Genomic DNA, 23,064 nt, shown 5'->3' on the forward strand with positions numbered 1-23,064 from the left:
GTCTATTATTTCCTGATTTAAAGACCAGACTTCAAGCTGGCCTGAATAAACTTATCCAGATCACCGTCCAGGACGGCCTGAGTATTTCGGGTTTCTACACCGGTACGCAAATCTTTGATTCGGGAGTCATCTAATACATAGGAACGTATCTGGCTGCCCCAACCAATATCCGATTTGCCATCTTCCATCGCTTGCTTTTCTTCGTTTTGTTTTTGTAACTCAAACTCATAAAGTTTCGCTTTTAGCTGCTTCATGGCCTGATCTTTATTCTTGTGTTGCGAACGATCATTCTGACACTGCACCACAATATTAGTGGGTAAATGGGTAATACGCACAGCAGAGTCAGTTCTGTTTACGTGCTGTCCACCTGCGCCAGAGGCACGGTAGGTATCAATACGCAAATCAGAAGGATTGATTTCAATTTCTATATCATCATTAATTTCAGGGTAAACAAATGCTGATGCAAAAGAGGTATGGCGGCGATTACCTGAATCAAATGGTGACTTGCGAACCAGGCGATGTACGCCAGTTTCAGTGCGCAACCAGCCAAACGCGTATTCGCCACCAAAGCGAATAGTGGCACTTTTGATACCTGCTACATCACCATCGGAGACTTCAATAAGTTCCGTTTTAAATTCATGCTCTTCGCCCCAGCGTAAATACATACGCAACAGCATATTGGCCCAATCTTGTGCTTCTGTACCGCCAGAACCAGCCTGAATATCCATATAACAATCATTAGCATCGTTAGGACCGGAAAACATGCGGCGAAATTCCAGCTCTTCCAGCTTCAGGATCATGGTCTTTAGTTCTTCCTGGGCTTCGTTGAATGTCTCTTCATCTTCCGCTTCAACTGCCAGTTCAAGCAAGCCCTCAACGTCTTCAACGCCTTGATCTAGTTGCAAAATCGTATCTACGACGGTTTCCAACGCAACTTTTTCTTTACCCAGAGCTTGCGCACGCTCAGGCTCATTCCACACATCAGGAGACTCAAGTTCCCGATTAACTTCTTCAAGGCGCTCTGACTTTACAGCAAAGTCAAAGATACCCCCTAAGCAGCTCAGTACGCGCTTTTACGTCTGCGATACCATTTTGCACAGGATTGATTTCAAACATATTTATTCTTTGGTTACCTTAAAAAACAGGGCGGGAATTCTATCTAATTTGCGCCCAATTGAACAGCAGACAATCAAAGCGAAAACGGGCTAATTTTCCAAAGTGCAATGTAATGCGTATAAAATTCGACCTGTTGGTCAAAAAACATTAACAATATCTGCAAAATAGCGCTAAAATACCTTCCCGCAAGAAGAAGCACTTCTCAAGCCCTGTTGACCTTTAATATATGAGTTTTGTTCTATATTAGCGCGTTTTTAACGCGAAAAAGCTCAACATGCTTTAACGAAGCTGCCACACAACAAACGCACTACATTCGAACTTCACAACTGACTGGCTTCAGGCAAATTTACGGTCACGTGAAGAAGTAGGCTGAACGAAACACACACAATCGCAACACTGGCCCCACAACAATTGGTGTTGCAACGGAGAAAACATGAACACACACCGCGACAGCAACAAGCTGCTCAGAACATCACTTCTGTGCGCAGCAATTCAACTTGCGCTTTCAGGTACAGCATACGCTCAGGAATCAGAAGACGATGCCTCTGATTTTGAAGCAATTACGGTAACCGCGACCAAACGTGCTCAGGTCATTTATGAAGTTCCAATTGCAATCAGCGCATTTCAGGGTGATGCCCTGGCAGAACAAGGTATCAGCGACCTGACCGACGTAGGCAAGTTTGTACCAAATCTGAACGTAACAGGCTTTTCCGCTGGTCATACATCCTCAGCCAACCCTTTTATTCGCGGTATCGGCTTGCAGGATCACCTGATTACCACAGATCCGGGTGTGAGTGTTTACGTTGATGGCGTTTACCTGGGACGTCAGGTAGGTCAGAACTGGAGCCTATCTAATATAGAGCGTATTGAAGTATTGCGCGGTCCACAAGGGACTTTGTACGGTCGCAACTCAATCGGTGGTGCCATCAATATTATTACCAAGCAACCAAACGAAGTGAACTCCACTAAAGTCAACCTGGAAGCAGGCACCCGTGGCCGTTTGCGCACTGATATTTTCACCAATCGTGAACTGTCTCCTGGTCTGGCGTTTAATATGAATATTGGCTACACCGAGCGCGATGGCTTAGGTGAGTTTTATAATCTGGAAAATCCAAAATGGGATGTGGGTGAAACCCAGGAAGTTTATGGCCGCTTCTCCGTTAAATATGAGCCTTCCGACAACTTGCGTTTTATCCTGACCGCCGATGGTAACAATGGTGACGGTGGCTTGCGTCCATACACGGCACTTATTGATGAATTAGGCCCTAATACCCGCTATACCTCAGGAAATAACGGTGTCGGTGTGATGCTGTCTAATGATGACGTGGCGGCAGATATCTATGACAACGCCACAGGCACAGATGCGGTAAATGAAGTTTCAAACAGCGCACACGGTGTATCTTTCACTACCGAATGGGACATCAATGATGACCTGATGATGAAGGTTATCGCTAGTCACCGCTCTTCAGAATACAAAGCGGGTCTGGACGATGATGCGACAGTCTATGCCCTGGATCACTACCCTGAGCGTGGTACTGCTGAACAGGATTCCATTGAATTACAATTCAGCGGTTACTTGGGCGAAAGCGCCGACTTTGTGGCAGGTTTATATTGGTTCCAGGAAGAAGGCGATAACCGCCAGGGTTCAGATTCCAGTTTTGATGGTGGCGGTAACACCTTGCAGTTAGATCAGGAAGCCACAAGTAAAGCGGCGTTTGTCAACATTGGCTACGACGTATCGGATGATTTGCGTCTATCTGGTGGCCTTCGTTATACCGAAGATGAAAAGGATGCGTCAGCTAACGTATTCCCACCACTGGGCACCATCTACGATTCTGACGAGTGGGATGAGTTAAGTTGGGAACTGGCGGGTAATTATACCTTCGAAAATGGCATGAATGCCTACGCAACAATCCAAACAGGTTATCAGGGTGGCCAATACCCTGCCCGTCCTTACTGTCTAATCGGACAATTCTTTGGAGCTGGTGGTTTTGATGACCTGGATAATGCGGTGGCTGCGGTGAATGCCAATAACTGTTTTACAGCAACCGAAAACATCACGGCCGTTAACTATGAAGTCGGTGTTAAGGGCCGATTGACTGATTACCTGGATTTGAGTATTGCTGTATTCAACACTGAATATGACGATTTACCCTACCAGGTAAGCCAGGTCAGCGATGCTGGTTTTGATACAGCCAACCTGGTGGTATCACAAACTTCTCGTGGCGTTGAATTTGACAGTAATCTGACCCTGGGCAATTTCAGCTTGCAAACCAGCATCGGTTTTATGGATGTTGAAGTGGACGAACAATTAGTTAACGGTACCGTATTTACACCGGTTGCACCGCTTACTCCGGAATGGACTTTGGCCTTTGGTCCGGCATATGAAATGTTCCTGGAAGATGGCGCATCGGTAAAAGTACGTGTCGACTATTCATGGCGTGACGACATGTACGGCGAGCCAAGCTCTGCACCAGAACGTATGACTCTGATTGAAGACCGCACTTTAGTCAATATGGATATTTCCTATACTCCGGGTAACGAAGCTTACACAATCGGTTTGTACGGCCGCAACATCTTCGATGAGCGTTACGACAACGCCCGTCTGAATACTGGTGATTATGTACTGCGAATTCTATCTAATGATGCCAGTGAATTTGGGGTCAGATTTACCACTGAGTGGTAAGTTTTTCGCAGAAATAGCATTGTATGAACAGAGACCGGCTAATGCCGGTCTTTTTATTAGAGTAATGTTACCCAGTAACCCGTTGGCCAATTTCAAATGTGCACCCTGAAATTAAGCTGTAAGGCTCCAGAGGAGACAACTTTTGCATCTGAATAGTACTTATTTGATCGCTTGTGGTAGAACGGCTGATTTCAAAGTACATGTGCCACTGGGTGTTATTGCCTGGCCTCAACTCAACATAGGGAAATTGGCGATAATGCCAGCTGCCACTTACCAGGGGTAGTTCATCCTCGCTCCATTCTTTGCCAGCAATCTGATAGCTGAAATCTGCGTTTAACTTTAAAACTAAATCATTGTCACACTCTTCAACCTGATACTGATGCACCAGATCCTGATGAAAAAAATGACTATTGTTTGCTGAATCTTCCGGAAACAGAATCAGCGCCAATGAATTTTTGGTATACCAATGATTGCCCCGTACCATTGGCTGCAATAAATTGACTTTATAACCGCTTGCCTCCACAACTTGCTGTGCTTTATCCAGGGTTTCCTGGTGCTCCAGCATCAGTGAATACAGAATCGTATTCTCAGTAACTGAAACCGGTGTATCAAGCTGATTAGTATTCGCCTCATAGCCTAACTGTAAAAAACGTTGCTCTAGCGTATTAATGCTATTTTCCGACAAATATTTTCCGTAAATATGAATAGTGGGTTTTGAGGTGCACGCCATTTGTGCAATACATATCAACGCTACAACCGCTGCCCTCTTATAAATTGCAAATTCCATTAATTGACTTCCAAAGCTGATGATGACTCTTGAAATTACAGCCGTAATCGTAACAACGCAATTTTAATATTACAACTGTAATTAAAACCTGTGTGGCGAAGGGTCAATCAAATAGTAGAAAATTTGGGCAAAAAATATTTGACTTAATTTACTGTGTAACACATAGTATAAACATACTGTTTATCGTACAGTATACGAAGCACAGTATATGGGTTTTAAATCTCCAATTATAGGCAGGAACTGGCTTTGGAAATTGAACAACTAGATAAACTTAAACAAGAGTTGCGCAGAGGTATTCTGGTACTTGCAGTACTGATGCAACTCCGACAGGAACACTATGGTTACTCGCTCAGAAAATCCCTTAGTGAGAATGGCCTGGATATCGACGAAGGTACTTTGTATCCACTGGTTCGGCGGCTGGAAAAGCAAGGGTTGTTGGTTAGTGAGTGGCGAGAAGAAAGTAAACGCAAGAAGCGTTTTTATTGGTTATCTGATGACGGTGTCACGGCCCTGCATGAAATGCAGAACGAGTGGCAGGCATTAAATATTAACATTGAGAATATTCTCAAAGGAGTTGAACAATGAGACTGGTGCAAAATTATCTGGATCAAGTGGCATCCAATCTTCCCGACTCTGCAGATAAAGATGTACTGACAGAGTTACAGAGTAGTATCGAGGAGCACCTGGATGCCATAGCCGAAGAAAAGCAACGGGATGCCAGTGAAGAGGAAATCGCGGATGTTCTCAGAAAATTGGGTTCGCCCCGTACCGTAGCAGCCCGATTTGGTAAACAACAATACCTGGTTGGTCCTGAGCTTTATCCGGTATGGCGCTATAGCCTGCGAATCTCACTCACGTTGGTGCTCATTTTGTTTTTTATCAATGGGCTGTTGCGCTATGTAACAGGCACCAATGATCTGTTTTTAACGACAGGCTGGTTTGGCGGTTTACTGGAATTGGGGCTGATAGCATTTGCATTAAATACTTTGTTTTTTGCCGTGTTGGAATACCGAGGTAAGACTGACTATTTTAAAGAGGATTGGGATCCAATAAAATCTCAAGGGATAAAGCAAAGCAAATCTGATCAGCAAGATGCCATCACCAATGTAGTCAGCGATGTGATATTTTTCATCATCTGGAATCATTGGCTGGATTTTTCACAAAGTGCACTTTACGAATATGATGGCTTAACAATTCAATTTCACGATATTTATCATTTGCTGTTTTGGCCAGTTAATATACTGCTACTTTGCTCGATTGCTCTCTATACATGGCAGTTGTGCAATCAAATTTGGCGCAAATCCACTATATTAATGGCACTTTGCATCGATATTATTGGCTTGCTTGTGCTGGCATTGATGCTTACCCATGCCGACCAGACTGTAGTTATTGGGATTTCAGAAAGTATGGATCCCCGAATTACTGAGCATGTCGGCTTAATATTCAAGGTAAGTCTGGCCGTTATTGCCGCCTTCACCGTTCTGGATTTAAGGCGGCATATTAAAATATTGAAGGCTCTTTGATATAAGAAAAAACCTGCCTCACTGGCAGGTTTTTTGTAATCTCTCCGAGCAATCAATGCGGAAACGAAGACACAAAGCCTTCGTTCACGGCATGTCACTATTTGACAAATACTGCAGCTGTTAAGCCTGGTATTACAAAACTATCGGCTTTGGCCTGAGCTGAGGCCGTAACCGGATCCTCACCATTTGCCTGTCTGGGATGCAAACTATATTCACCTGCACCTTCAAAGCTAAAGGTTTGAGTGGTTGGCGCATTGTTGAAAATAACCATTATACCGTTAAATGCGGCATCTAAATCGTTTACTCCCTGTCCATCGGCAATGCTCATGGCAATCAGTCCCATTTGCTGCTCTTTACCCGTGTTGTGGAATGCAATCCGTTCTATTACTTGCTGCTCTGTTTGCAGGCTAAACAAGTGTGATGAAGCACGAATAGCAATAAAGTCCATAAATACCTTAGATGCAAACTCTATGTGTGCTGGTTTAACCAGATCGCGCCCTTCGTTGCCCTGGATAATACGAGTAATCACATCCCAGTTAGCTTCATCTTTAACCGCTGGCGGTAATCCAACATTGTAGTTGTTAGCTTGTTTGCCAAAATCAACGGCATTAAACCAGTCGCCATAATCATAACTGTCCCGCAAAAAAGACTTTGAACGCAATAGTTCACCGCCCATGTGCAGAAACGGAATACCCTGAGCAAGCAAAGGATAAGCCAGTGACAAGTTTTGATATCTGACCCTTTGTTCTGTGGTGGCTTCAAATGGCATACGATAATGATTGTTGTCCCACAATGTCTGATTATCGTGTTTTGACACGTAATTAATAGTATCAGCTGGATCCAATGCATAACCGGTTGGTGCACCACCATAAGGAATGTCCTTTCCGGTAACTGACTGACCTTGTGCGTTTATCAAAGGAAAGTTAGCCAGGTTACCTGCCAGACCAACTCTGATTTGATCCATAGACAGATAATATTCAGCTAACTGAGCTTCTTGCTGTGCTTCTGTTTGCAACTCGTTAGGTTGCACGATTAAGCCGTTGGCAATACCCTGGCCAAAGCGTAACTCATCAGCACTGACAAAAGATGAGCCGCCGCGAACAGCATCGCGTAATCGATCGGTAAAGGTGCCTATTTCGGTGCCTGCCAGTGGGATCTGTGCAGCCTGCTCGAACTGGGCGTTATTCGCTACTTCACCAAAGTTCCAGCCTTCACCGTAAAAATAAGTGTCGGGATCAACAGCTCTGACTGCTTCTCTTGACTCCAGCATTGCCGCTTTCGGTTGATGGCCCATCAGATCAAAGCGGAAGCCGTCGATTTTATAATCTCGTGCCCACACCACTAATGAATCGGTCATTAGTTTGGCCATCATTCGATTTTCGGTGGCTGAATTTTCACAGCAGGTAGACTTTTCAACCTCTCCAGATATTGGGTTCAGACGGTGATAATAATTTGGCACCACCTTATCCAGCACAGACTTGTCATCCAGGCCTGATGCGAAGGTATGGTTATAAACCACATCCATAATCACTTTAAACCCTTTCTCGTGCAGGCTCATTACCATTTCACGAAACTCCAGAACACGATGAATCCCGTCGGGATTTAGGGCATAGCTGCCTTCCGGCACGGTGTAATGATATGGGTCATAGCCCCAATTGTATGGGTCATTAGGTCGGATCTCTTCGATGATAGCCTGAGCTTCACCCGTTAGCGGATCAAAGCTTTGCAGTAAACTTTGTAAGGATTGTGTTTTATCAACGTCAGTGTCACAAACCGTCACTTGCGGAGCAATTTGACAGACCTTACTGAGAGGATCTGATGGAAAAATCACTTTCGATGGATCTTCGTCAACGGTGGATATGTCATAAGTTGGTAGTAGGTGAACCGTGTTCAAACCAGCCAGTTTAAGTGCACTTAAATGCTTTGCGCCATCACTGGCGGTTTCGCTGAAGGCTTTGTATTTTCCGGCATACTCGGGATTAGATAAGTTTTTATCCGATGCACTAAAATCCCGGATATGGGTTTCGTACAAAATCAGGCTTTCAGGGTGCGACAACTCTGTGTCTGTTTGCTTGTCCCAATTGGCGGGTTTGCTGTCTTCACTGGCTAAATCCACTACCTGAGAATATTGACTGTTGCGGGATAAGCTCAACGAATATGGGTCTGTGACTTCATATTTCTCGATTGCCTGGGTACGCGGGTGGTAAACTTCAAGCTCATAACGGTACCAGGTGCCTTGCCCCAGTTCAGAAGAGGCTCGCCAAACACCATTATCATCCTCAGTCATGGTTACTGAGGTCAACAGAGATTTACTATCGTCATACAGATTAACGTTCACCGCTTTTGCGGTGGGCGCCCAAAGCGCAAACTGACTGGATTCGTCCTGTATGGTAGCTCCCAGATCATGTACTTCATCTGCATCCTTTTCACCGCTGGTGTACAAAGTATCTAACACTCTGGCAGTTTGCAGATAAGATAAGCTAACCACTTCCCCTGCAGAATTTTTTTGCGCAACGGCCAGTTGACCTTTTAACAGGGATTTTATGTCTTTAATCGGTTCACTCAAGGTAAGCGCAGTAAACTCTTGCAGATGAGGGACGGCTGTAGCTAGCCATGCAGGGCTATCCATTGATTTTAATGGCAGCAAAAACTCAGGCCTGGCCCCTTCATCAAGCTGCGCCGCTTCAGATGCATATAATGAAAATGACACAGCACCTGCTTCAGGTTTAATTACGATGACATCTTCGCTGAGCCAATGTGCTGCAAAATTGGCAGGGGTGTCAGTAGCTACTCCAAGCTCTGTAGCAGGTTTACTGCAACCTCCTAAAACGGAGGCCACCAAAAGTCCGATTGCCAGTTTTTTCATTGAGTTTGCTCCTTTTTCGGGCTGTTATTGGTAATGATCTGAATACTTGCGTCGAGGCTGTCCCAATCAAAAGAAAATCGTAAGTGATCATTTTCTGAAGATGTAATCTGATGGGCTACTTTTTGCCCCTTCTGCATGACCCTGATTTCCTTTACATTTTGAGTTTCAACATTAATCAAACTAAAGCGGGTCAATCTGTTGCCAACCATGGAGGAAAAGCCTTGTCCTTCAGCCCTGATTTCGATATTCAGACCTGAAGGGATTTGAGTGGCGCTAAAACGCGTAAGATGTAAAGCCTCAGTTAAAGAATCTCTGTTTTTACCGTCATCTTCATACAGGAGTCCAGAGCCTGTGCTGACAGAGTCATGATGATAATAATGAATATCAGGCGCATCACCGCGATACTGGCTTAAAGGTGTAGTACTGCTGCTAAAAGGTACAAAACTCCCGGCCTTTACAAATAACGGTATGGTACTCAACGACACTGCAACCTTGTGCTCCTTGCCCCCTTCGACAATGTCATTATTCCAATAATTAAACCAAACACCTTTGGGAATGCGAGTTGTTACAGAATCTACACCGGGTTCGGTCACCGGATGCACAAAAAAGGCGTCTCCCCACAGATAACTGTCTTTCTCGCTTAACAAGGCTAAGTTTTCCGGTTCGGCAAAATAAACCGGACGCAGTAACGGCATTCCGGTAGTGGCGTTTTCATATGCCAGGGAATAGTTATAGGGGAATAATTGATATCTCAGTTTAATCCAGTCCCGCAAAATATCCTGAGTTTGCTGGTCATGAAAAACAGGCTCTGATGGAACAGAGTCAAATGCGTGTGGCCGATAAACAGGTTGAAATACCCCATACTGTAACCAGCGAATGTACATCTCTTTATCAAAAACATCTTCATCGCCGCCAAAACCACCTAAATCAGAGTGGGTATAGGCCAAGCCGAGCATACCCATTTGCAGAGTTAGCTCAACTTGCGGCTTCAATCCCCCCCAAGAGCGACTAACATCGCCGGTCCAGGGGATCATGCCGAAACGCTGTGAGCCCACAAAACCTGAACGCATTAGTAAGAATAATCTGTCTTCAGGAAAGTCTCGCAAATGGTTTTCGTACAACAGTTGCGCCCAACGATGCCCATAGGCATTGTGTACCTCATTGGCGGTCCCGATAGCATGCAAGGTGTTTTCCGGATGCATTTCTGGCTCGCCCAAATCTCCCCAAATACCGGCTATGCCCTGACTGAGGATGGCCTTGTTTTTGCGCCAGAACCAGTTCTGCCCTGACTCGCTAAACACATCAACCAATCCCGCAGTACCAAAAAACATATCAAAAACTCTGGGCTTTTCACCGGACAAATCAGTGGCCAAGGCTTCGTTTTCTAAAGCACTTTGCCAATTTTTAGAGGTGTTTAAGATAAATGGCTCGGTTATGACAACAGTTTGAATACCCTGTTCTTTGAAGTCAGCGATCATTTTTTCAGGGTTGGGCCAATTTTTTCGGTCCCAGTCCAGATTGCCCATATATCCCTGCATTTGTGGTCCGAACCAGTAAAGATCTAAGACAACTGTATCCAATGGAATATCAGCCTCCTGATATTTCCTGACCACTTCACGCACCTGCTGTTCTGAGCGATAACCAAACCGCGATGCAAAATTACCGAACGCCCAGGCTGGAGGTAAAGGTTGGCGGCCGGTTATATCAGTGAAGTTTTGTATCAGCTTTGGGTAATCCACCTGATTGTCGATTAGCCCAGCAACCACTATGTATGCATTGCGCCCGGCGACAGCTTCAAATTGTAAAACATCGGATTCAGAGGCTCCGAGATCCATTGCCCCCTTGGCAGCATTATCAAAAATCAAACCATAGCCATTGGTGGACAACAGTGCAGGTAAGCCAAAGTACATTTGATTGGATTCGGTGGTATAGCCCCAATGGGTTTTATTGTAGAGGGGCAGACGATGACCACGCCGGTCCATGCCTAAAACCCTTTGACCACCGCCAATCAGAAACTCTGAAGGCTCAAGGGCAAATCTGACACCACGCATTCCAGGGTATTGAAAGAATCCAGACTCATGACTTAATAGTTTTTTGTCATTGTGATAATAAGAGATAGAAAATGGCGTTTTAGTGATATGTACCTGTAATTGCTCCCCCATAAACATTAATAAGCGGGGCTCTTCATACAAGCCAAAAGAGGCTGATTCTGTTGTCGGTGACAGCGCGAATGACGGAGCAAGGTCTTCGTCACTTTGCGAATAAACCACTTCAACAGCTGCCTGACTCAACGGCCTTATCTGAATCAAACCTTCGCTTGTAGTCAGCTTAAGCGTATTATCAGCAATTACGTGGGAGACATATTCTTTGGCACTTAAGGGCTGAAAAAAAAGCCCAAAAATCAAGTAACTGAAGATAACAAAGCGAAGTGTGCGGGACACTTGACGCCCCCGGTTAAAGTTAAAGTTAAATTTTATCATTGCGCAAGGCCGCCAGATTATCCTGATGAGCACTAAAATTAAGCGCACAGCCCTTCAGGAAAGCAGCAACGTTCTGCTCCTTGTAATGATCACCTTTGCCAGGCTGATTGGGTGCTACAGGCGGATAGGCGCCGTAACCTGAAAGCAGGCAATGCCAGGAAATCGGATCCCAGTGCATGGCAATGTTTTGTCGATGAATTTCAGCGCTAACATCTTCCCGTCGAAACCATTTATCCAACACGTGACTGAGGGATGCGGAAATATTAGAATTATTGCGATTATCCCGCCAATATTGGCTATCGTCGCGGGTGTTGAGTTTGTAATGGGCAACAATATAATCGCGCACCTTATCAAACCGCTCTTTTGCGAAAGCATTAAACTTATCAGCATTTTTGTTGCTGTATTGCCCTTCGCTAAAATCCTGACAAAACTTCTCAAGACAAATCTGCACCAAATGCAGTGCGGTGGCCTCAAGTGGCTCAATAAACCCCTGAGACAAACCGATAGCCAGACAGTTTTTTTGCCAGTGCTGTTCAACCTGCCCGACTTTCATTTTTAAATGTCGACACTCAACATCGCTATCCATGGCGTTTAAATGTTGCCGAAATTCTGTTTCCGCTTTGTCACTATCGATATAATCTGAACTATAAACATAGCCATTCCCCACTCGATTTTGCAGAGGAATTTGCCAGCACCATCCCGCCGACATAGCAGTAGATTTAGTTTCAGGTGGGATGATATCAAGGGCGTCGGTCTGCATGACGACGGCTGAATCATTAAACAAGTTGTTCTTGTATGACTGAAATTTTACGCCCAGGGTTTTCTGCAATAAAACACTGCTAAACCCGGTGCAATCAACAAAGAAATCAGCCTGATATTCTTCGCCTTTGTCGTCCAGCAAAGACTTGATATCCCCATTAGTATGTTGTGTGACGGATGCGATATTTTTAGATTGATATAAAACTCCCCGTTCCACCGCCAATTCCCGTAAAAACTCACCCAGTAACCCACTATCAAAGTGATAACCATATTCCATGCGAAACGGAAAGTTTTCAGGCGTAATTGGCCCTTTCATTTGTTGTGCCAAAACACCGTTTATCAGAAAGTCGTCTGGGACTGTATGGGTATCCAGCCCCATTCTGCGAGTTCGACAATTCACTTCAAACGCTTTCTGAGTAAAGGTATCGGTTTGGCTGATAAAGGGGTGGCGATAGCTGTTTATGCCGGAGGCAGGACTCCAACCTTCAAACTGAATACTCACCTTGTATGTGGCATTACAACGGTTCATCCATTGTGATTCAGGAACATCCAATAACTCAAAAAAGCGTTTTAAAGTGGGCGTTGAGCCTTCACCCACTCCTATTGTAGCTATGTCAGGTGATTCGATTAACTGTATCTGAACCTGCTCTTTTGGAAATTTCCTGACAAACAAGTTTGCCGCCATCCAGCCTGCAGTGCCGCCCCCGAGAATAATAATTTTTAATGGCTTCTTCACGCTAGCTTCCACAATACTTTTTCAGGAACTCGTCATGCTCGGAAATCTTGGTGATAGGATCGTTTTTAATCTGAAGTAAACTCTGCATTAATCCCATTAACTTATCTTCAGGCATGGCATTAGCCAGCGGGTGATAATCTTGTGGTTGGATCCCTTGTCCCATCATCACCTGTAACCAGGATGGTTCTAAAAACAGGTCATTTTGTTCTCTGAACAACATACCGTTGCTGCGGAACAGTTCAATCTTGTGTTGCAGCGAATCAGGGATTTCCATATTGCGCACTTCTCGCCAAAACTGGCTGTCATCACGCTCATTTACGTGATAATGGAGAATGATAAAATCCCGCACCTGTTCGTATTCTATTTGTGATTGCTTGTTGTACTCGTCTATCAATTTTTGTTCGATTCCGGCATGAGGAAAGAGGTGGATCAAACGCACGATACCAGATTGAATGAGGTGAATACTGGTGGACTCTAATGGCTCCAGAAAGCCACTGGCCAAGCCAATAGCCACGACATTGCGGTTCCACTGTTTTCTGCGTCGACCTGTTTTAAAGCGGATAAAGTTTGGATCGCCGATGGCTTCAGTGTCCAGATTGGACATCAAGGTTTGTAATGCACCCTCATCAGAAATGTGGTTACTACTGTACACCAGACCATTGCCGTTGCGATGTTGCAAAGGAATTCGCCACTGCCACCCTGCTTCGTGAGCAATAGAGCGGGTATAAGGCTTGGTTTTTTCATGTCGTTTAGAAGGAATTGCCACAGCGCGATCGCAAGGTAACCAATGGGTCCAATCTTCGTAACCCGTACCGAGCTTTTGCTGAATTAACAGACCTCTGAAGCCAGAGCAGTCAATAAACAAATCGCCTTGAATGCGTTGTCCGTTTTGCAAAACCACAGCTTCAATAAAGCCATTACCTTCGTCCTGAATTACCGACTCAATCATCCCCTCAGTTCGAACCACCCCCATGGCTTCGCATTTTTTCCTGAGAAAGCGAGCGTATAAAGAAGCGTCAAAATGATAGGCGTAAGGCATTTCAATGACGGGATCCGGGCTCTTGATATGGGCAAATTTGCCCGCTTCACAAGCGCGATAGTTTAAATCGAAATCCCACAAAGATTGTTTCAAGCCGAGAGATTGGGCTCGCTTGAAATAGTGATGAAAGTGACAAAAAGCAAAACTCTTACCCGGCGCGCCGAATGTGTGGTAGTAGCTCTCGCCCTTAACACGCCAGTTTTCAAACTTAATAGCTAACTTCATGGTAGCGTTGGTTTCGCGTAAAAACTCCCTTTCATCTAAGCCCAACAGGTTATTCAGAAGCATAATAGGTGGAATTGTCGCTTCACCAACCCCAACGGTTCCAATGCTCTCCGATTCCACCAACTCAACATCAATGTTGTTGCCCAACATCCTTTTTAGCACCGCAGCCGAGATCCATCCTGCAGTCCCGCCACCTACAACTACAACTTTTCTTACCACTTTATTCATAAGCACTTTTGCTTTTTGCAACCTATTACTTGTAAAAAAACCCCAATTAGTATAGCTAATTGGGGCTTTTGTATGTCATCTGATTTACATCTAGTTTTGAACTACCAGCACTGTGAAAGCGCTGGCAATCAAAGCTTAGAATGTATAGTTCAGACCTAACAGGAAGTTACGTCCAAATGACTGGTACTGTGTAATCTGACGACCGTCACCTGGGTTTGCCTGAATGGTATCTTCATCAGTCAGGTTTTGTGCCTGCAGAGTCACACGTAAACCGTGTAGAGCATCAATACCTGATTCACTGAAATCATAACCAATCTGCGCATCCCATAGTTCACCACCGCGGTCATCAATCTGTGCTAATGACAAGCTAATGGCACGAGTTTCAGTGCTGAACGGGTCACGTTTAGTACCAGAAATACGAGCTTCAAAACCGGCATTTTCATAGTACATGGTTAACGAGTAAGACTCTTCTGATAGACCAGGAACTGCCCCACCATTATCAAATTCACCTTTCAGGAAGGTCGCACTGGCGTATGCACCAAAACCATCCAGATATTCATGAATCATGTCAAACGGTACGCTGGCTTGGAATTCCCAACCTCTCACATAACCCTCAAGGCCATCTGCACGGAAGTTAACGACACCCTGGAATAGAGTAGGACCGACGATATCGTTTTCATCAATCACACCATCTTCATTAATATCAGTCTCACCAGATGTTTGGTGAAACCCTGGGATATACAAGTCACTGAAATCACCGATAGCTACCCCAGAATCATGCCAGTTTTTCAGATCCTTATAGAAGAAGCTGATGGCAAAATAACCAGAATCAGAGAAGTAGTTTTCGTATGAAATATCAAACTGGTTCGCTTCCAGAGGTTTAAGTCTGGCGTTACCCGCATTTGCACCCCAAGGGCCATTTGCTATTTGATCCGAGATAATTTGGTTATCATTAAATGTAAAGGTCACCTGATTGTTTGGACGCATATCATCCATACGAGGACGACTTAACACTTTACCTAAAGCTGTTCTGATAAACTGATTTTCAGCAATTTCCAGGCTTAGGTTTAGGGTAGGTAAAATGTCAGAGTAGGAATCACCATCGGTGATTGGAACTGCTTCAGTAAAGCCTGTTGGTCCAGTGGTAGTGTTAAAACCAGAACCCGTTTGGTCTACATCTACGATTTGAATACCGATGTTACCTTTCAGGAACATGTCGCCGATTTCAGTGTCAATATCCAGTTTGGCGTAAGCAGTCAGAATGTCTTCTTTAATTGAATAGGAGTCACCCAAACGACCATTTTCAACCAATTCTGCAGGTGTCTCAATGTAGTAACCGCTTTGATAAAGACCAATACCATCATAGGCTACGACACCATTGATACCGATGAAGCTCAAATCCGCAACACCCAAAGGATTAGGGATTGGACCATCATTTGGCCAATCAGGTGATGTTAAATAAGCACCCGTGTTAACCTTTGTTTTCTCACGCTCTGCGTAATTAATACCAGCAGTAAATTTACTGAAGAAGCCCCACTCTACCAGGCCTTCAATATCAACGCGAACAGCGTCTAAAGATTCGTCAAAAATAGGTTCGTTGACGAAGCCATCCTGAGCAGTGTTAGGACCAAAGCCTTCAACGCCCTGGAATCTTTCGATTGGAGTCAAACTACCACCCCATGCCTGAGGACCAGCTAAACGCACTAGATTAGGGTCAGACAAATCCACATCACCCATAGTTGGGTGGCTTCCGTACACCGCACCAGTATCTGTCATAGTCCAGGAACGAGGAGTTGCTGGGCGTCCATCAATACCTGCACGTCCTACACCTGAATAACTCTCAACATCAATAATAGTCTTGTCAACTTCGCCGGTTGATACATCAAATGTGGCTGTCCACTCATCGTTGATTGCGTACTCAACATTAAGGCCGAATGTAGTTAATTCAGATTCTTGCTTTCTGGCATCGTTACGGATAACAGAAATAAAGCCATCGTAGTAACCAGAGGTTACCAAGCCATCTTCAACACCTGTGATGGTATATGCACCTGTACCCCACTCGGCACCACCTTCTTCAATACCACGCTTAACATCGTTTTCTTCAAAATCGATATACAAAGCATCAAACTGTAGTTTCAGCTTGTCGTTCGGAGCATATTCGATAACCGCTGCCAGTGAGTCACGCTCTAGCAAAGCAGATCTTGTATAGGAATCGTGACCACCTAAAATTACAGTACCTTCAGGTACATCTACACCTTCAGCTGCACGCTCAGGGTTTGCGGTTGCATAACCCCAGCCGCGGAAGTGATTTTCCTGACGTGGGGATTCCATCGTGGCATAGGTTAGTGCTACACCTAAAGTATCGTCAGCAAACTGATCAACAAAGTTAAAGGATACGCGATGCCCGTTATTATCGAAGTCTGGGTTACCAGCGTCTTCCTGGTTCTTTTCGAAGTTGGCGTTAATAGCAAATGTAGGATCAGCGCTCAAAGGGCTAACCGTTTGCATATCAATCGTACCACCAATGCCCTGAGTCATCAGACCCGCCTCAGGAGTCTTGTATACCAGGATGTTTGCAACAATCTCAGAAGGATATAGATCGTATTCAACACCACGGTTGTCACCCATACCTAAAAGCTCGCGGCCATTCAGGGTAGTACCTACGTAGTTTTCGTTAAAACCACGAACTGACAAACCACTGGTACGACCGTTGCGTCGCTCACCAGCCAGACCAGGCAGTCGAGCCAATGATTCGGCAACTGAAGTATCTGGTAATTTACCGATATCTTCTGCTGACAGTGCTTCTACGATGGACGTTTGATCCATCTTAATTGCCTGTGCACGTTGCAGCGCACCGCGGATACCCGTGACCTGAATGACTTCGGTGTTATCTGCAGCTTCTTCAGCTTCCTGAGCAACAACCGAAGTTGCAGTCAGACCTGTCATCGCGGCAGAGACCGAAAAGGCCAACATGCTTTTTTTGAATTGTGACATTGTGTTTTCCCGTTTTTAATTACCAGAGTTAAGGGTCAGGCTGAAAATAAGTGTCCTTTCTCAGCATTTCTCTTATTTTTATTTACCAAGATTTTAACGCCTGAATTTGAAACGTGACAACTTCTTGCATACGTATTCATCTTCATTATCGTACATTTTTTTAACAATTCCACTTTTGACAAAAATATTACCCGCAACAGTTAAGTCATTGTATTTATTTATTATTTCCTATTTACAGTAAAAACCATCAAAACAGTTGTGAGGATTAAGTGAATTCCAGATGCGCTAACATTGCATTTCCCTTAACAGCCTATTTACATAATATGCATTGAAAGTGGGTTACAAAAATTGCTGTATTTTTAGCCTTCTTAGCCTCAAAAGACGAAAAAAAACGCCACTGTAAAAGTGGCGTTTTTCATACAGCTTAAAATTACTGTTTGGTGACTCTCAGGTCAGGGGATTCCCTGTTTGGACCAATAAGTTCAAACAGGTAATCGCCAGCTTCTGTGATATTAAGGCTCAGATCGCCACCTACAGGAGCGAGTGTGACTCTTTCTCCAACGATAACACTATTTCCTTGTGACCCTGCACCAAGATCGACAGTTGCCCAGTCTTCACTGGCAACCTTAAACTCATAGCTACCGGCTGCTAGTGACAAAGTCAGTGAGTAGGATTTAACGCCGTCAAATTGCATTTCATCTGTGGTACTCCAGTCGTTCATAGTACCGCGTATAAATACCGCTGTACTGCCATACATACCACCTTCAAATACACTGAGACTCACTGCATTTAGATCCGCAGCATTCATGGTGAAGATGTAGGTACCGTCAGTTGGGATGCTGATTTGGATATTCCCAGCCCCCGCATATAGTCCGTAATCAGACTCCAGAGAAACGGCAGAACCATCTCCTCCAAGATTCACCGTTTCCCAATCGGCAGAAGCAACTTTAAACTCATAATCTCCAGCAGCCATCTGCAACTGAATACTGTAGATACCCGAGCCTTCATAAACAAACGGGCTGTTTTCGCTCCAGTCATTCATGCTACCTCGCAGGAAGACCCCTACCCCAGCGAAAGGTTCTTCCACTCTCACAGTGATGATTGGAGCCTGAGCTTCACTGGCATCAACAGAGAAAATATAGGATTCGGTAGAATCAGGCGTGAACCTCAGATTGTTACCATAGCCAAGTGACAAACCCTCACCTGTGGTAATAACATCACCGTCATCACCAGCACCGAAGTTAACCGTCGCCCAGTCTTCACTGGCAAACTTAAACTCGTAAGTTACACCTTCCTCTAAACTAATTGAAACCTGATAGATACCTTCACCCTGATAACTCATTGGGTTAGATGTACCCCAGTCATTCATGCTACCGCGAATATAGACAGCGGTGTTGCCATAGACGGGTAAATCCGGCGTGCCTATCGTGGCATACTGATTAAGACCAACTCCCTGCCCGCCTTGCTGGTGTTTAACAAAAACAGCCAGAGAATAAGCAGGAACACTGAACTCTCCCTGGTCTCCATTTTCAGTGAAGGAGGCGGCCATGACTTGCGAATCGATAGAGTTCATTTGCACAGGGTGCAAGCTAAACCCGGAAGCCGAAGGAATGGCATGAGTTATCGCACTATCAGTGGTGTTAATTACCACAACCACAGCATCATAAAGCGGATCGATATCTTCTAAATCAGCACCGTCATCAATGCTCATAACAATCAGGCCTGACTTCTGGTCTGGTCCGACGTTATGGAAACCAATACGCTCTTTAATTTGCTCCCCGGTAGTCAAACGGAACAGCTTAGTTGACTGACGGATTTCCAGATATTCCTTAAATACTTCTGCCGCAAACTGAATATCAGTCATTGACGCTGCGCGCCCGGCATCTGCAAGAATAGGTCTAATCTCATCCCAGCGACCGCCGTTTTCTGATTGCAGAGGCATACCTACATTCCAGTTATTACTGTTCATTGAGAAGTCAATGCGGTTAAACCAGTCGCCGGCATCATAAGTATTGCGATCCATTGATTTAGAGCGCAATAAATCACCACCTTGCTGCAAAAATGGAATACCCTGGCTCAACATAGTGGTTGCCATTGAGATATTTTGCGCTCTGACTCGGTTTTCAATGGAAATGTCAGAAGGCAAAGTGTAATTAAGTTGGTCCCAAAGGGTTTCATTATCGTGTTTAGAAACATAATTGATAATGTCGGCAGGGTCCTGCGCATAACCACCAATGGTATTAGTTTTAATAAAGGCGTTGGTAGAACTCACAAACTGGAAGTCAGTTAGTGTGCCCGCTAAAGACATTCTGATCCTGTCTTGAACCCGTAAAGTGCCTGAACCGCTATCACCACTGAACATAGCTGCACCACGGATGGCTTCGCGGATTTGGTCGTTAAATGTACCAACCTCAGTACCCGCCATATTTCTTTGGGTGGCTTGTTCAAACAAGCGGTTACCGCCCACTTCACCAAAATCCCAACCTTCACCATAGAAATAATTGTCAGGGTCTACTGTCTGTACAGCGGCCCAGGACTCCATAATGGCACTTTTAGGGATATGACCCATCAGATCGAAACGGAATGAGTCATAGCGATATTGTTCCGCCCACAACACTAATGAATCCGTCATAAACTTCGCCATCATGCGGTTTTCAGTAGCGGTATTCTCACAGCAAGTGGAGCGTTCAATATCACCAGTGGTACGGTTATATCTGTGGTAATAGCCTGGCACTACCTTATCAAACACTGAATTCACATTGGTACCAGAAGACGATGTGTGGTTGTACACTACATCCAAAGCAACCCGCAAGCCCATGTCATGTAAAGCTTTGATCATGGAGCGCATTTCAACGATTCGGGCGACACCGTCGGCATCAGATGCATAGGCACCATCTGGCACATTAAAGTGATGCGGATCATAACCCCAATTGAAGCTGTCATAGCCGCGCATTGCAGAAACTAAGGCCTGGGCATCTTCTGATGCTGGATCATAACTTTCAAAAACAGACAGCAAAGTCGCTGCATCATCTTCAACTCCGCAAACCGGAGCACTGCTATTTAAGGCACAAAGGTCTGCTACAGTATCTTCTAAATTAACCACTTGAGCAGGATCTTCATTGATGCTGGCAATATCGTTAGCAGGCATTATGTGATAGAAGTTTAATCCCTTTTCCACCAGGCTTTGTAGGTGTTGCACAGGCACTGAGCTAGTGTCAGTGTAGGCCAGATACTTACCGCGTAACTCTTGGGATACTGATGCATCTAGTGCACTAAAATCACGAATATGAGCCTCATAGATAACGGCATCTTCAAAGTTTTCGATAACCGGAGATTGATGACCATCCCAATTGGCTGGTTTCAGATCATCGTCATTAAGGTTAACAATTTGCGAATAACGTCCATTGGTGGCCACACTGACTGAGTAAGGGTCGGTACTTTCCACAGTGACCACAGCATTTTCCAGCGGATGAAATACTGTGACTTCGAAGCGATAGAAAAGTCTGTCCAGCTCAGATACGCTACCACTCACAGTCCAAATACCGGTTGCATCGTCATAAGCCATTGCTTCGGTACTGAGCAAAGATTTGTCCGCATCATACAGTTTCAAACTGACATCTTGCGCCGTAGGTGCCCATAAATTAAGAGTAACTACATCACTGTCATACTGTGGTCCATAGCTAGCCTCATCAGCATCACTGTCACCACTGGTATAGATATCATCCAGCACAGCTGCAGTTTGCACTCGCGTTGCCGCTGCCACATCACCATCGGAATCCATGGCAACTACAATAAGCTGCGATTTAAGCATTTGCTTAACCTGTTCCAGTTCAGCATCAATAGTCAGACTATCCCAGTCAGCCTGATTTAACGCCATAGCGGCTGCACTGTTTTCTGATTCAGAAAGCGTCAGAGAGACATAGTTATCCCCAGCAATGCCGGTTTCAGCATTGAATTCCAGATCTGCAGTTTCTGACCAATACAAACGAATGTCTGAATAGTTACTGGTGTCTGCTCCCCAGACTAACGTATCACTGTATACCCAGTGTACTTCTGCATTTTGCACAGACACCGGTATTTCAACAATGGCTTCATAAAATACATCTGGCACACCGGACAGAGTCCAGGCAATACGCTCCCCGGAAAGATCCATCATGCGATCTTGTTGCGATAAATCTTTATTGCCATCAGCATCGTGAACAATAAAGTTCATGCAATCGGAATAACCATCAAGTAATGGCACAATAAAATAACCGCCATAGGCAGGGTCCACACCAGCTACCGAAGGACCATCAGGCCAGGTAGTCGGTTCTGCCACAGTATCCGGACAGTTTTCATTGTTCCACAAATGTAAAACCCAGCCGTCATACTCGCCATCGGGTCGATTGTAATAAATGACCGCTTCATTTTCTTGCGCTGTTACTGATGGCGCGGGTAGCTCACAGGCATCTCCCGATTCATTAACGACTTCGGGCGAATCACAAGTCAATGGCTCCGGAGTGTCTGGAACTGTTGTAGGTGGAGAAACTTCTGGGAGATCCAGGCTGTCTGATGAGCAAGACCATAAAGCCATGCTGATCAACGTTGAAGTTAAAAGCTTCAATTTGTGTGATGGTATTTTCATTATATTTTCCGATTGGATTTACAACGCCTGATACGCACGAAGCGCAATATAAAAAGAACTAACGCGGCAAGTTAGATTTTTAAACATTTTTTTACAAGGCGTTAACATGGTGCATACGTATGTAAAGGGCCATGAATACGTATGCAGTTGGGTCAACTTAAAACCAAAGTCACATTGACAAACCTTTTAAAGGCAGGTAATTTTGCGCCCAGGTTTCAGAGACGCCTGCTCCGCCAAAGATGACATCACTCTGGATAAATCAGTATACGGTTCAGTTGAACCTAAGTTGGAAATGCGGAATCCAAATGAACTTAGGAATTAAACAATGACCGAATTATTGTACTCTTTGCTCTACCCGCACTTTTCAGTAGTAACAATTGCTTGTGCATCGCTTGCAATATTGCTCATAGTCACACTTTACCTCATTGCGCAAAATCAGTTAAAAGCCAACAACCAACATTGGCAGGAGACAGAGCGATGAGCAAAGCCATTACAGAACTTAAAATCAAAGCGAAACGACTTCAAAAATCTGCACCAGAAGCCGAATCAATATCACTGAAACAAGCATTGCAGTCTGTAGCGAAACAGGCCGGCTTTCTACACTGGCGACATGCGTCAGCGGTATTGGGTGGTTGCATTTCAGATTGCAAGTATGACTATGGAAAGCTCTGGTATCATCCCAAATGCAGCCCACTGCTCAATCTTTGGTTCGCAAATTATGAAGAAGCAAAAACGGTATTAAACAAACGAGAAGATTGTTTTTTGGTTCCGTATAAGAATCAGTTTGTGGTCGTTAAAAACGAGTACTTGAGTTTATTAGGCGTACCAGTAGAGATGCAAAAAACTCTTAAGGAAAATGGGCGTGATGTTGTTGCACTATACAATTCTGAATTGTGGGATAACTTTGCCTATACCTGCATAGTGACAAGGTTTCAAAACTGAGTACTTGGCTTTATAACAAAAAACCCGCCGAAAGGCGGGTTTTTAAGAATACTAACAAT

Annotated in this window: 13 protein-coding genes; 5 read left to right on the top strand and 8 right to left on the bottom strand. The window is 44.7% G+C overall.

Annotated features, from left to right (window positions below; all coding sequences use genetic code 11):
* Positions 1 to 17 precede the first annotated feature (17 nt).
* Positions 18 to 1,116, bottom strand: a protein-coding gene (gene prfB / locus ACXAD8_RS04565) for a peptide chain release factor 2 (protein WP_475225447.1) whose coding sequence is annotated in 2 segments (ribosomal slippage) — positions 18 to 1,040 and positions 1,042 to 1,116 — 1,098 coding nt in all. Because the reading frame shifts where the segments join, the coding sequence is not laid out codon by codon here.
* 433 nt (positions 1,117 to 1,549) lie between these two features.
* Between prfB and ACXAD8_RS04570 the strand changes: the two genes are divergently transcribed.
* A complete protein-coding gene (locus ACXAD8_RS04570) occupies positions 1,550 to 3,802 on the top strand; it encodes a TonB-dependent receptor (RefSeq protein WP_475225450.1) in 2,253 nt (750 codons plus the stop codon).
* A 67-nt stretch (positions 3,803 to 3,869) separates the two neighbouring features.
* On the opposite strand, the gene ACXAD8_RS04575 is transcribed toward ACXAD8_RS04570, so the two are convergent.
* A complete protein-coding gene (locus tag ACXAD8_RS04575; RefSeq protein ID WP_475225453.1) occupies positions 3,870 to 4,589 on the bottom strand; it encodes a hypothetical protein in 720 nt (239 codons plus the stop codon).
* A gap of 246 nt (positions 4,590 to 4,835) precedes the next feature.
* On the opposite strand from ACXAD8_RS04575, the gene ACXAD8_RS04580 reads away from it, so the two are divergent.
* On the top strand, positions 4,836 to 5,174 hold the full coding sequence (locus ACXAD8_RS04580) for a PadR family transcriptional regulator (protein WP_475225456.1): 339 nt from the start codon (positions 4,836 to 4,838) through the stop codon (positions 5,172 to 5,174).
* A complete protein-coding gene (locus ACXAD8_RS04585) occupies positions 5,171 to 6,112 on the top strand; it encodes an HAAS signaling domain-containing protein (protein WP_475225458.1) in 942 nt (313 codons plus the stop codon). Before ACXAD8_RS04580 ends, ACXAD8_RS04585 begins: the two co-directional genes overlap by 4 nt.
* Positions 6,113 to 6,209: 97 nt before the next feature.
* On the opposite strand, the gene pulA is transcribed toward ACXAD8_RS04585, so the two are convergent.
* The 6 genes from pulA to ACXAD8_RS04615 all read right to left on the bottom strand — a co-directional run bounded on the left by pulA (position 6,210) and on the right by ACXAD8_RS04615 (position 22,063).
* A complete protein-coding gene (gene pulA / locus ACXAD8_RS04590; RefSeq protein ID WP_475225461.1) occupies positions 6,210 to 8,978 on the bottom strand; it encodes a pullulanase-type alpha-1,6-glucosidase in 2,769 nt (922 codons plus the stop codon).
* Positions 8,975 to 11,419 carry a glycoside hydrolase family 31 protein gene (locus ACXAD8_RS04595; protein ID WP_475225463.1) on the bottom strand — a complete coding sequence of 815 codons (2,445 nt, stop codon included), beginning with the start codon at positions 11,417 to 11,419 and terminating at the stop codon, positions 8,975 to 8,977. Before ACXAD8_RS04595 ends, pulA begins: the two co-directional genes overlap by 4 nt.
* A 25-nt stretch (positions 11,420 to 11,444) precedes the next feature.
* The gene (locus ACXAD8_RS04600; RefSeq protein WP_475225466.1) at positions 11,445 to 12,953 is read right to left on the bottom strand and encodes a tryptophan halogenase family protein; all 1,509 of its coding nucleotides are present in this window, start codon (positions 12,951 to 12,953) and stop codon (positions 11,445 to 11,447) included.
* A 1-nt stretch (position 12,954) separates the two neighbouring features.
* Positions 12,955 to 14,445 (bottom strand): tryptophan halogenase family protein, encoded by a 1,491-nt coding sequence (locus ACXAD8_RS04605; RefSeq protein WP_475225469.1) that lies wholly within the window; start codon positions 14,443 to 14,445, stop codon positions 12,955 to 12,957.
* Positions 14,446 to 14,580: 135 nt separating this feature from the next.
* On the bottom strand, positions 14,581 to 17,439 hold the full coding sequence (locus ACXAD8_RS04610) for a TonB-dependent receptor (protein ID WP_475225471.1): 2,859 nt from the start codon (positions 17,437 to 17,439) through the stop codon (positions 14,581 to 14,583).
* Between the two features lie 430 nt (positions 17,440 to 17,869).
* Positions 17,870 to 22,063, bottom strand: coding sequence for an alpha-1,6-glucosidase domain-containing protein (locus tag ACXAD8_RS04615; protein ID WP_475225474.1), 4,194 nt, complete (start codon positions 22,061 to 22,063; stop codon positions 17,870 to 17,872).
* A gap of 325 nt (positions 22,064 to 22,388) precedes the next feature.
* On the opposite strand from ACXAD8_RS04615, the gene ACXAD8_RS04620 reads away from it, so the two are divergent.
* Together ACXAD8_RS04620 and ACXAD8_RS04625 are read left to right on the top strand one after the other, a co-directional pair.
* Complete coding sequence (locus tag ACXAD8_RS04620) at positions 22,389 to 22,544, top strand: hypothetical protein (RefSeq protein ID WP_475225476.1); 156 nt, start codon at positions 22,389 to 22,391, stop codon at positions 22,542 to 22,544.
* Complete coding sequence (locus ACXAD8_RS04625; RefSeq protein ID WP_475225478.1) at positions 22,541 to 23,005, top strand: glyoxalase superfamily protein; 465 nt, start codon at positions 22,541 to 22,543, stop codon at positions 23,003 to 23,005. The genes ACXAD8_RS04620 and ACXAD8_RS04625 overlap by 4 nt, the downstream gene beginning before the upstream one ends.
* Positions 23,006 to 23,064 lie beyond the last annotated feature (59 nt).

Source organism: Planctobacterium sp. AWH2_060 (assembly GCF_056158425.1).

Bases quoted from the DNA above. Each gene is read 5' to 3' on its own strand.
- ACXAD8_RS04605 (WP_475225469.1), bottom strand. From the start codon at position 14,445: ATGAATAAAGTGGTAAGAAAAGTTGTAGTTGTAGGTGGCGGGACTGCA.
- ACXAD8_RS04615 (WP_475225474.1), bottom strand. From the start codon at position 22,063: ATGAAAATACCATCACACAAATTGAAGCTTTTAACTTCAACGTTGATC.
- ACXAD8_RS04620 (WP_475225476.1), top strand. From the start codon at position 22,389: ATGACCGAATTATTGTACTCTTTGCTCTACCCGCACTTTTCAGTAGTA.
- ACXAD8_RS04570 (WP_475225450.1), top strand. From the start codon at position 1,550: ATGAACACACACCGCGACAGCAACAAGCTGCTCAGAACATCACTTCTG.
- pulA (WP_475225461.1), bottom strand. From the start codon at position 8,978: ATGAAAAAACTGGCAATCGGACTTTTGGTGGCCTCCGTTTTAGGAGGT.
- ACXAD8_RS04625 (WP_475225478.1), top strand. From the start codon at position 22,541: ATGAGCAAAGCCATTACAGAACTTAAAATCAAAGCGAAACGACTTCAA.
- ACXAD8_RS04585 (WP_475225458.1), top strand. From the start codon at position 5,171: ATGAGACTGGTGCAAAATTATCTGGATCAAGTGGCATCCAATCTTCCC.
- ACXAD8_RS04610 (WP_475225471.1), bottom strand. From the start codon at position 17,439: ATGTCACAATTCAAAAAAAGCATGTTGGCCTTTTCGGTCTCTGCCGCG.
- ACXAD8_RS04575 (WP_475225453.1), bottom strand. From the start codon at position 4,589: ATGGAATTTGCAATTTATAAGAGGGCAGCGGTTGTAGCGTTGATATGT.